We start from the raw sequence: 11,036 nt of genomic DNA on the forward strand, positions 1-11,036 counted from the left end.
ATCGCGCCTCCCTAGCCTGGCCGCCGCGCAGTACCTCGGGGAAAGGAAGCGCCATGTACAGCATCATCGTGGTGCCCGCACCGACAGCACCTCCCGGACAGCAGGTCAGGCTGGCCCCCGGCGAGCGGCTCCACTTCGGGCGCACGCGCGCGTGCCCGGCCGGGGCCCGGCGCCATCTGGAGCTCCCGCACGCCGGGGTGTCCCGTACGGCGGGTGAGATCGCGGCGACGGGCAGCTACTGGTCGCTGAGCAACTTCAGCCGCTCCTCGACGTACGTCGTGGAGAACCCGGAGGGTGCGGGAGAACACATCAAGGTGGCGCCGGGTCGGGTGGACGCGCCGGTGCCGTTCGAATTCTCGCGGGTCGTGCTGCCCGCGGGCGGTGAACTGCTCGATTTCAGCGTGTGGGCGCCGCGCCACGACTACGTCGAACACGCGCCGGCCGTCGAGGACGGCGAGCCGACCGCGCTCGCCTTCCCGCTCGACCGCTCGAAGCGGTACTTCCTCGTCCTCGCGGCGCTCTGCGAGGAACGGCTCCGGGGCGCCCCGCACGCGCCGCTGCCGACGGTCGAGCAGATCGTGGACCGGCTGCGCCCCCGCTGGCCAGCCGTGAACCGGGCCTCCGTGCAGTGGAACATCGACTACCTGGCGGTGAAGCTACGGCTCAAGCCCGGCCCCGACACGGCCGACACGGGCCCCCGGCTCAACGGCAAGAAGGAGTCCCTGGTCTCGCTCGCCCTCCGCTTCGACCTCGTCAGGGAGGACGACCTCGCGACCCTGGCGACGGCGACACCGGCGCCCGCCCGATGAGCCCGACGGGCCCGCTGACCGTTCCGGAGGGGTACCGGATCGGCGACTGGACGGTCGGACGGACGCTGGGGTCCGGGGCGTTCGCGAGCGTGTACGCGGCCCGCCGCACCGACCTGAAGGGCAGGGCGGACCTGCCGGGCCTACCCGAGAGAGCGGCGCTGCCGGATCTACCCGAGAGAGCGGCGCTCAAGTTCCTCCCGACCGGCACCCACACCCCGCGCCAGCTGCGCCACCTCCGCGAGCTGGCCGAGCGCGAGGTGGAGCTGCTGCGCCGGCTGCGTTCGCCGCGTCTGATCCGGCTGTACGAGACGCTGACGGTCGACGACCCGGACCACCCGGAGCTGGACGGCGCCACCGTCCTCGTACTGGAGGAGGCGGAGCGCCCCCTCCAGGCGCTGCTGTCCGGGACCACGCCACCCGCCGCCGGTCCCCTGCTGCTCGTCCAGGTCTGCGAGGGCCTGCGCCAGCTGCACGAGGCGGGCTGGGTGCACGGGGACCTCAAGCCGGGGAACGTGCTGCTGATGAAGGACGGGGGCGTACGGCTCGGGGACTTCAGCACGGCGAGCGAGCTGGAGGGCACGCACGCGTACGCCCCCGGTTTCGCCACGCCCGACTACACGCCGCCGGAGCTGCTCTGGTCGGACGTCGGCGACCGGGGCATGCGGATCCGCCCGAGCTCCGACATCTGGGCCTTCGGCGTCCTCGTCCACCTGGTCCTCACGGGCGCCTCCCCGCTCCCCGGCGGCACCCCGACCGCCCGCCGCGACGCGGCCCTGCGCTACGCGCGCGGTGAGGAGGAGCTGCGCCTCTCCCCCGCGCTCCCGGAGCCCTGGCGGGAGATCGTCGCGGACTGTCTGAGCCGTACGCACGAGGAGCGCGCCGCCCACGACGCGACATCCCTGCTCCCCCGCGTACGCGAGGCGGCGGCGGGCCGTCTGCCGCGCGGCGGGCGCACCGGACGACGGGGCCCGCTGGTCGCGGCGGCGGGCGCGCTCGCCCTGGCCGTCACGGCCCTCGGGGTGGCGTTCCTGCCCGACGGTGACCCGCCGTCGACCGCGCGGCCCGGTCCGACGACGGTGAGCTCCGCCCGTACGACGCAGCCGACCACCCAGCGGGCCACGGGATACGAGCGCTGCGCGCCGCGCTCGGTGTGCTTCTTCTCTGCGGCGAACGGCGGTGGCGAGGTGTGCGCGTGGGAGGGCGACGACACCGACTGGTTCGACGGCAGGACCGACTGCTCCTGGGCGGACACCGCCCGCCCCCGCTCGATCTTCAACAACGGCGGCCCCGACCCGGACGGCTACGAATACGTCACCTACTTCGCGCAGCCGGGCCTGCGGGAGCGGCTCGGCTGCGTCGAGCGGGGCCGGCGCGTCGACCTGCCACCGGGCTCGCCCGTCCTGTCCCACACCTGGGCCAAGACCTGCGCCGTCTGATGCGACCGCCCAGGAAACCGCCCAGGAAACGCCCCAGGGGCCCGCCGGTCGATACCGGCGGACCCCTGGGCCATGTTCGTTCCGACGGACCGTCAGTGGAAGAAGTGGCGCGTGCCCGTGAGGTACATCGTCACGCCGGCGTTCTTCGCGGCCTCGATGACCTGCTCGTCACGGACCGAGCCGCCCGGCTGCACGACCGCCTTGATGCCCGCCGCCGTGAGGATCTCCAGGCCGTCAGGGAACGGGAAGAAGGCGTCCGAGGCCGCGTACGCGCCACGCGCCCGCTCCTCGCCCGCACGCTCGACCGCGAGCTTCGCGGAGTCGACGCGGTTGACCTGGCCCATGCCGACGCCGACCGAGGCGCCGCCCTTCGCGAGCAGGATCGCGTTGGACTTCACCGCGCGGCAGGCCTTCCACGCGAAGGCGAGCTCGGCCAGCTCCTCCGCCGACAGCGCGTCACCCGTGGCGAGCGTCCAGTTCGCCGGGTCGTCGCCCTCCGCCTGGAAGAGGTCGAGGTGCTGGACGACCGCGCCACCGGAGATGGGCTTGATGTCGTCGATCATCGCGGCCGGGTAGCCGTCGACCTTCAGGACGCGGATGTTCTTCTTCCGCGCCAGGATCTCGACCGCGCCCTCCTCGAAGTCCGGAGCCGCGATGACCTCGGTGAAGATCTCCGCGACCTGCTCGGCCATCGCGACGGACACCGGACGGTTCACGGCGATGACGCCGCCGAACGCCGACAGCGGGTCGCAGGCGTGCGCCTTGCGGTGCGCCTCCGCGACGTCCTCGCCGAGCGCGATGCCGCACGGGTTGGCGTGCTTGATGATCGCGACACAGGGCTCGTCGTGGTCGAAGGCCGCGCGCCGGGCCGCCTCGGTGTCCACGTAGTTGTTGAAGGACATCTCCTTGCCGTGCAGCTGCTCGGCGTTGGCGAGTCCACCGCGCAGACCGTCGGTGTAGAGCGCGGCGCTCTGGTGCGGGTTCTCGCCGTACCGCAGGGAGGACTTGCGCTCCCAGGTCTTGCCGAGGAACTCCGGCAGCTCCGCGTCCTCGTCGGCCGCGTAGCTGTCGGTGAACCAGGAGGCGACCGCCACGTCGTACGCGGCGGTGTGCTGGAAGGCCTCGGCCGCGAGGCGCTTGCGCGCGGTCAGGTCGAAGCCGCCGCCCTGCGCCGCCGCGAGGACGTCGGCGTACCGCTCCGGGCTGGTGACGACCGCCACGGACGGGTGGTTCTTGGCCGCGGCGCGGACCATCGACGGGCCGCCGATGTCGATCTGCTCGACGCACTCGTCCGGGGTGGCGCCGGAGGCCACGGTCTCCTTGAACGGGTACAGGTTGACGATCACCAGGTCGAAGGGCTCGACGCCCAGCTCGGCGAGCTGGTTGCGGTGGTCCTCCAGACGCAGGTCGGCGAGGATTCCGGCGTGCACGCGCGGGTGCAGGGTCTTCACCCGGCCGTCCAGGCACTCGGGGAAGCCGGTGAGCTCCTCGACCTTGGTGACCGGGACGCCGGCCGCGGCGATCTTCGAGGCGGTGGAGCCGGTGGAGACGAGGGCGACACCCGCCTCGTGCAGGCCGCGGGCCAGCTCCTCAAGGCCGGTCTTGTCGTAGACGCTGACGAGTGCGCGGCGGATGGGGCGCTTCGTACCTTCGGCGGTCACGGGATTGTTACCTTTCGTCCCTCAATGCGGTAGCCGTGCCGGGCCAGACGCCCCACGACCTCGACGAGCAGCGAGCGCTCGACTTCCTTGATGCGCTCATGGAGAGCGGCTTCATCGTCCTCGTCCCGGACCTCGACCACGCCCTGGGCGATGATCGGGCCGGTGTCGACGCCGTCGTCGACGAAGTGGACGGTGCATCCGGTGACCTTCGCGCCGTACGCGAGTGCGTCCCGCACTCCATGGGCACCGGGAAAACTGGGCAGCAGCGCCGGGTGGGTGTTGACGACCCGACCGCCGAAGCGGGCGAGGAACTCCTTGCCGACGATCTTCATGAAGCCGGCCGAGACGACGAGGTCGGGCTCGTACGCGGCGGTGGCCTCGGTCAGGGCGCGGTCCCACTCCTCGCGGGTCGCGTGGTCCTTCACCTTGCACACGAAGGTGGGCAGCCCGGCACGCTCGGCCCGCTCAAGACCGGCGATGTTGTCGCGGTCGGCGCCGACGGCGACGATCTGGGCGCCGTATCCCTCGGGGCCCTCGGGGTCGGCGGCGATCGCGTCGAGCAGGGCCTGGAGGTTGGTGCCGGAGCCGGAGACCAGGACGACGAGGCGGGCGGCGGCCACAGGGTCACTCTTTCCGTGGTGTTTGTACGGTCGCACGAACGAATCGTGCCTCTGGATACGGGGAACCCTACGAAGGGCCCGACCGTCAGCAACGATACCGGCACACGGGAAGGCCCCCACGGGACGGGGGCGTGGCCGGGGGGTAGCGTCGGGTTCACGACAGTCGAGCCCGTAACCGAGCCCGTAGTTGAACCTGTGGCCGAACCCGTGGTTCGGCCGGTAGTTGAGACGGCAGTTGAGACAGCAGTTGCGACGACAGAGGGAAGACGTTCAGCAGATGCCGGAACGCCAGTCCACGGACGACAACAATCCGTTCGCGCCGCCGCCCGAGGGGCAGCCGGACCAGCCGTGGCAGCCGCGGCGGCCGGAGGGCTCGGACGACGACGCGTCGTCCGGGCCGTCCGGACCCGCCGACGGCTCCGGCCGCTCCGGCGGCCGCTGGAGCAGCCGCCAGCCGGGCCGCTCCTCCGACGGTTTCGGCCGCCGCCCGGAGCGCCCCTCCGGTCCCGACGGGCAGGGCCAGGGGCCGGGACCCAAGTGGGACCCCACGGACCCGATGCAGCGGCGGGCGCGGTACTCGCTGCTCGCGGGCATGTGGGCCTTCTTCTTCGCCCTCTTCGAGATCCAGGAGCTGGCGCTGCTCCTGGGCGCCCTGGGTCTGTACTGGGCGATCAGCGCACTCCGTGCCAAGCCGAAGGCGCAGACTCCGGCGCAGGGGCAGGGGCAGGGCCAGGCGCCCAGCCAGGTCCCGGGGCAGCTCCAGGGGCAGGGATGGGGCCCTGGCCAGGCGCAGGGGTCGGGCCCGTCGGCCGCGCAGCCGCCCGCCCGGACGGGGTCCAACCTGGCCGCCCGTACGCAGCGCACGGCTGCGGTGAGCGGTCTGATCGCGGCGGCGCTCTCGCTGCTGATCGTCGCGGGCAGCTTCACCATCCAGCTCGTCTACCGCGACTTCTACACCTGCGCGGATGACGCCCTGACCAAGTCCGGCCAGCTGGCCTGCAACGAGCTGCTGCCGGAGCCCCTGCGGGACATCTTCGGCGTACGGGAATAGCGGGAGTAGCGGGAGTTACGGAGGCGGGCGCAGGACGCCCGGGGCCCGACGCTCGCCTACGCGTCGTCGCCGGGCTCCGGGGACGGCGGCAGCGGGAGCGGGAGCGGGGGCGGGGGCGGTAGGGACGGTTCCCAGGCCGCCGGGAGGAAGTCGTACGACTCGAAGGCGGCCTCGTCGTACGCGACCTCTTCCTGGTCTTCGCTCCCGTCCCCGTCCACGTCCGTGTCCGCGCCGCCGGGGAGCGGTACGGGGTCGGGAGCCCGTACCGGAACCTGGGCGGGGGTGTGGGCGTGGGCCTCGGCCTGAGGCGTCGCCGTCGGCTCGGGCACCGGCTTCGTGCCGCGCAGGCCCCAGGCCCGTACGCCCAGCGCCACCGGCACCCCCACCGCCGCGCACCACAGCACCGCCGCCGCCCCGGTCTGCCACCACACCGGGCCGAACACCGAGAGCCGCCCCGAGCCCAGGGGCCCTCCGGCGGCCCCCGCGAGGAGGGCCGTCGCCGCCCCGCACACCCAGGCGCCGATCAGGGCGGTCAGCGCCGCCTCCTTGCCCGTCCAGGCCCGCGCCGACCGGCCCACGCCCACGCCGAGGATCACGGCCGCCACGAGCGGGACCGTCGCGGTGGCCCAGTGCGCCCAGCCGCCCGGGCCCTCGCCGGGCAGCGCCGCCAGGAGCGGGAAAGGCGGTGCGGCCGTGGTGCCGGTGAGGCCCAGCGGGGTGGCCGAGGCGCCCGTACCGATCGCGAAGCCGGGCCCGAGGCCGTACGAGGCCCCCCACACCGCGGCGTTCGGCACCAGCGCGGCGGCCAGGAGCAGGACCGACACGCGCCCCGACCACTCCCCCGCGAGCCCCGCGAACGACTCCTGCGCCGCGCCCGCGTGCCAGACCAGCGAGGCCCCGAACACGGCCGCCCCGCCGGCGAGCAGGGCCACGAGCGCCGGCGCCACCGAACGCAGGGCCACGGCCGCATGTTCCTGTCGCGGGAGCGGCCGTCTTGCCGCCGTCCACGCGCCGAGACCGGCGGAGGCGGCCACCGTCGCGGGCAGCCACAGACCGGCGGTCAGCAGGTCGGCCGGGAGCGGACCGCTCGCCGTGTAGAGCACGACACCGGCCGCGACCAGCAGATACCCGCCGCACACGGCCGCCGTCGCGGCCGCCGCGCCGGTGCCACCGCCCACGGAGAGCCCCGCCCGGGCCGTCGACTCCTCGACGTACGGCTCCAGGGTGTCCCGCGCGGTCCTGTGCACGAGCCAGACCGGCAGCGCCATGAGCAGCAGCGGGGCGACACCGAGCGGCGCGTGCCCGCCCATGAGGGTCTCCGTTCGGATCAGGTCCACCCCGTGGGCGAGCAGCCACAGCCCCGCGGCCGTGTGCAGCGCCTCGCCGGGACCGCTGTCGGGGTACGGCGAGCTGATCCACGCCGCCGTCACCAGGACCGCCAGCGCCCCGAGCCCGAGCCCCGCCGCGACCCCACCGCGCACGAACGCGGTCGCCAGGGCCGCGGACCGGCCGCCCTGGACCAGTGGTTCGGCCTGCAACGAGGGGGTGTGCTCGGTCAGATGGGTCACGCGCCCATGCTGCCAACGACACGCGCTTTTCTCGCGTAACAGGCAAAACGCCGTTGTGTCGCTCAAGATACGTTTATGTACTTTTCCGCCCGGAGCTGCCTTGCGGGAGGTCGTCGGCGATGAACCGGAGCATGCCCTCCCCCAAGGAGCGGCGCAGACTGCGCGAGGCCAAGGGACTGAGCGAGGACCAGGTCGCCGAGGCCATGGGCGTCACGCGGGCCACCGTCCGGTCGTGGGAGACCGGCCGCACCACACCACGCGGGCGCAAGCAGGAGGCGTACGCGAAGCTGATCGGCGCGTACGAGGACGAGGGCGCCCCCGCCCCTACGCCGCCCGCGCCCGCCACCACGCCCTCCCCGCCCTCCGAGCCGCCCTCCGCGAACACTCGCCCGAGGTCCGCGACCAAGCGCGCGGCGAAGCCGCCGAAGGCCCCCGCGGCGGCCGCCCTGGGCCTCGGATCCGGCTCCGGAGCCGGCTCGAGTTCCGGTTCCGGCGCAGGTCGGAAGGGACCGCGCGCCGTCCGTGCGGGCGCCCCGGCCGCCCAGCAGCCCCTGGAGAAGCTGAAACCGGTGGAGGCCGCGCCCGCGCCCGCCCCGAAGCGGCCGTCCCAGAAGCCCGCCCCGGCAGCGCCCCCGGTCTCCGCCGAGCCTCGGGCCACCGCAGAACCCTCGGCCCTCGCCGAGCCCCCGGTCTCGGCAGACGCCCTGGTCTCCGCAGAGCCCCCGGCCCCCGCGGAGCCGGCCGAGCACTCGCTCACCCCGGAAGAGGCCTTCGACGCCCTCTACGCGCACGCCGCGCCCGGTCTCGTCCACCAGACGTACCTGCTCACCGGTCGCCGCCGACTCTCCCGGGAGTCCGTCGAGCACGCCTTCCACCACGCCTGGCAGCACTGGCCCGAGGTCGCGGTCGACCGGGACCCGGTGGGCTGGGTGCGGGCGGCGGCGTACGAGTACGCGCTCTCCCCCTGGCACCGGCTGCGCCGCACCCACAAGCACCCGGACGCCCCGCCGACCGAGGCCGGGCGGCGGAACCTGCTCGCGGCGCTGCTCGAACTGCCCCCGCCGTACCGCCGGACCATCCTGCTCTACGACGGGCTCGGCCTCGACCTGCCCGACACGGCGGCCGAGACGGAGGCGAGCACCCCCGCCGCCGCCAACCGCCTGCTGCACGCCCGTACCGTCATCGGGGAGCGCGTCCCCGAGCTGGCCGACCCCGACGCCCTCCACCGGCGGCTCGGCGCGCTGGTCGCGGAGGCCCCGACGGCGACGCTCGCGGAGGCCCGGACGGTACGGACGGGCAGCGAGCGGCGCGCGCGGATGTGGACGCGCGCGGTGCTCGGGGCGACGGCGGCGCTCATCGCGGTGACGGCCTTCACGGTCGCGACCGCGCCGACGCAGTACCTACCGGTGAACCACCCCGGCGAGACGGTCAACGGCGTGCCGGTGCGCGGTGGCTCGCAGAAGCTGACCCCGCAGGACGTGGAGCTGCGCGACACCCTCCGCTCCCAGCCCCACCCCGGCCCGGAACGGCTGATCCCCGACCCGCACTGACCCGCGGGCGTACGCGAGTGGGCCCCGCCCCCGCCCGGTTTCCCGGGAGGGGCGGGGCCCACCTGTGCGGTTCGGACGCTGCTTCAGCCCGCGAGGATCGCGCGCGCCAGCTTGGCCGTCTCGGTCGGCGTCTTGCCGACCTTGACGCCGGCGGCCTCGAGGGCCTCCTTCTTCGCCTGGGCGGTGCCGGAGGAGCCGGAGACGATGGCGCCGGCGTGGCCCATGGTCTTGCCCTCGGGCGCGGTGAAGCCCGCGACGTAGCCGACGACCGGCTTGGTGACGTTCTTCGCGATGAAGTCCGCCGCACGCTCCTCGGCGTCGCCGCCGATCTCGCCGATCATGACGATCAGGTCGGTGTCGGGGTCGGCCTCGAACGCCGCGAGGGCGTCGATGTGCGTGGTGCCGATGACCGGGTCGCCACCGATGCCGACGGCGGACGAGAAGCCGATGTCACGGAGCTCGTACATCATCTGGTACGTCAGCGTGCCGGACTTCGAGACCAGGCCGATGCGGCCCGGCTTCGTGATGTCGCCCGGGATGATGCCGGCGTTGGACTGGCCCGGGGTGATGAGACCGGGGCAGTTCGGGCCGATGATGCGGGTCTTGTTGCCCTTCGACTGCGCGTACGCCCAGAAGGCGGCGGAGTCGTGGACGGCGATGCCCTCGGTGATGACGACGGCGAGCGGGATCTCGGCGTCGATCGCCTCGACCACGGCGGCCTTGGCGAAGGCCGGCGGGACGAAGAGGACGGAGACGTTGGCGCCCGTCTTCTCCATCGCCTCGGCGACGGAGCCGAAGACCGGGACCTCGGTGCCGTCGAAGTCGACGGACGTGCCGGCCTTGCGCGGGTTGACGCCACCGACGATGTTGGTGCCGTCACCCAGCATGAGCTTGGTGTGCTTCATGCCCGTGGCACCGGTCATGCCCTGGACGATGACCTTGCTGTCCTTGGTCAGGAAGATAGCCATGGTGTTCTGACCTCGTCCCTTACTTCGCAGCCGCGAGCTCGGCGGCCTTGTCGGCCGCGCCGTCCATGGTGTCCACACGCTGCACGAGCGGGTGGTTCGCGTCCGACAGGATCTTGCGACCCAGCTCCGCGTTGTTGCCGTCGAGGCGCACGACCAGCGGCTTGGTGACCTCTTCGCCCTTGGAGGCGAGGAGCTCCAGCGCCTGGACGATGCCGTTGGCGACCTCGTCACAGGCGGTGATGCCACCGAAGACGTTGACGAACACGGACTTGACGTCCGGGTCGCCCAGGATGATCTCCAGGCCGTTCGCCATGACCTCGGCGGAGGCGCCGCCACCGATGTCGAGGAAGTTGGCCGGCTTCACGCCGCCGTGGTTCTCACCGGCGTACGCGACGACGTCCAGGGTCGACATGACCAGCCCTGCACCGTTGCCGATGATGCCGACCTCGCCGTCCAGCTTGACGTAGTTGAGGCCCTTGGCCTTGGCAGCAGCCTCGAGCGGGTTGGCTGCGGCCTTGTCCTCGAGCGCCTCGTGCTCCGGCTGACGGAAGTCGGCGTTCTCGTCGAGAGACACCTTGCCGTCCAGGGCCAGGATGCGGCCGTCCTTGGTCTTCACCAGCGGGTTGACCTCGACGAGGAGCGCGTCCTCGGCGACGAAGGTCTTCCACAGGGTCACCATCGCCTCGGCGACACCCTCGGCCACGTCGGCCGGGAACTTCGCCAGGGCCACGATCTCGCGGGCCTTCTCGATGCTCACGCCTTCGACGGCGTTGACCGGGACCTTCGCGAGGGCCTCGGGGGTCTTCTCCGCGACCTCCTCGATGTCCATGCCGCCCTGCACCGACGCCATCGCGAGGAAGGTGCGGTTGGTGCGGTCGAGGAGGTACGAGACGTAGTACTCCGCCTCGATCTCCGGGGACAGCTCGGCGATCATCACCTTGTGGACCGTGTGGCCCTTGATGTCCATCCCGAGGATGTCGGTCGCGCGGGCGACGGCCTCGTCCGCGTCGGCCGCCAGCTTCACGCCGCCGGCCTTGCCGCGGCCGCCGACCTTCACCTGGGCCTTGACGACGGACTTGCCGCCGAGGCGCTCGGTCGCGGCGCGCGCGGCCTCAGGCGTGTCGATGACTTCACCGGCCAGCACCGGTACTCCGTGCTTGGCGAAGAGGTCCCTCGCCTGGTACTCGAACAGGTCCACGCGCGTCCGTCCCTTTTCTGATGATCGCGGTTCGTTGTCTGCGTGGGCGTGCCGCGGAGGGCAACGTGACTGCGCTGTCACAAGGGAGGCGTACACGGTGTCCGTGGACGCGGCATGTCCGTCCCGCAGGTTATCCCCGCAGGACGTTGGTCCCTAAATCGCAGGTCACACCGGA

At 73.0% G+C, this 11,036-nt stretch carries 9 protein-coding genes; 4 read left to right on the forward strand and 5 right to left on the reverse strand.

Features of this window, described 5'->3' with window-relative positions; all coding sequences use genetic code 11:
• The first annotated feature begins 53 nt into the window (after positions 1–53).
• Together ACGFYP_RS20030 and ACGFYP_RS20035 are read left to right on the forward strand one after the other, a co-directional pair.
• A complete protein-coding gene (locus ACGFYP_RS20030) occupies positions 54–809 on the forward strand; it encodes an FHA domain-containing protein (RefSeq protein ID WP_393494947.1) in 756 nt (251 codons plus the stop codon).
• Positions 806–2,245, forward strand: coding sequence for a protein kinase (locus tag ACGFYP_RS20035; RefSeq protein ID WP_393494950.1), 1,440 nt, complete (start codon positions 806–808; stop codon positions 2,243–2,245). Before ACGFYP_RS20030 ends, ACGFYP_RS20035 begins: the two co-directional genes overlap by 4 nt.
• Before the next feature lie 92 nt (positions 2,246–2,337).
• On the opposite strand, the gene purH is transcribed toward ACGFYP_RS20035, so the two are convergent.
• Both purH and purN read right to left on the reverse strand, forming a co-directional pair.
• Positions 2,338–3,906: a bifunctional phosphoribosylaminoimidazolecarboxamide formyltransferase/IMP cyclohydrolase gene (gene purH / locus ACGFYP_RS20040; RefSeq protein ID WP_393494953.1), complete on the reverse strand. Its 1,569-nt coding sequence runs from the start codon at positions 3,904–3,906 to the stop codon at positions 2,338–2,340.
• On the reverse strand, positions 3,903–4,526 hold the full coding sequence (purN, locus tag ACGFYP_RS20045) for a phosphoribosylglycinamide formyltransferase (protein ID WP_361968981.1): 624 nt from the start codon (positions 4,524–4,526) through the stop codon (positions 3,903–3,905). Before purN ends, purH begins: the two co-directional genes overlap by 4 nt.
• A gap of 277 nt (positions 4,527–4,803) precedes the next feature.
• Here purN and ACGFYP_RS20050 point away from each other — a divergent pair, with 277 nt between their 5' ends.
• Positions 4,804–5,577, forward strand: coding sequence for a hypothetical protein (locus ACGFYP_RS20050; RefSeq protein ID WP_393494956.1), 774 nt, complete (start codon positions 4,804–4,806; stop codon positions 5,575–5,577).
• 56 nt (positions 5,578–5,633) lie between these two features.
• Here ACGFYP_RS20050 and ACGFYP_RS20055 read toward each other — a convergent pair whose 3' ends face one another.
• Entirely contained in the window at positions 5,634–7,145 is a 1,512-nt protein-coding gene (locus ACGFYP_RS20055) for a DUF6350 family protein (RefSeq protein ID WP_393494959.1), read from the reverse strand.
• A 131-nt stretch (positions 7,146–7,276) separates the two neighbouring features.
• On the opposite strand from ACGFYP_RS20055, the gene ACGFYP_RS20060 reads away from it, so the two are divergent.
• Entirely contained in the window at positions 7,277–8,695 is a 1,419-nt protein-coding gene (locus tag ACGFYP_RS20060) for a sigma factor-like helix-turn-helix DNA-binding protein (RefSeq protein ID WP_393494962.1), read from the forward strand.
• Between the two features lie 83 nt (positions 8,696–8,778).
• On the opposite strand, the gene sucD is transcribed toward ACGFYP_RS20060, so the two are convergent.
• Together sucD and sucC are read right to left on the reverse strand one after the other, a co-directional pair.
• Complete coding sequence (gene sucD, locus ACGFYP_RS20065; RefSeq protein ID WP_260229316.1) at positions 8,779–9,663, reverse strand: succinate--CoA ligase subunit alpha; 885 nt, start codon at positions 9,661–9,663, stop codon at positions 8,779–8,781.
• 19 nt (positions 9,664–9,682) lie between these two features.
• A complete protein-coding gene (gene sucC, locus ACGFYP_RS20070) occupies positions 9,683–10,861 on the reverse strand; it encodes an ADP-forming succinate--CoA ligase subunit beta (RefSeq protein ID WP_393494967.1) in 1,179 nt (392 codons plus the stop codon).
• Positions 10,862–11,036: the final 175 nt, after the last annotated feature.

This window comes from Streptomyces sp. NPDC048370, assembly GCF_043200825.1.
Classification (GTDB): Bacteria; Actinomycetota; Actinomycetes; order Streptomycetales; family Streptomycetaceae; genus Streptomyces.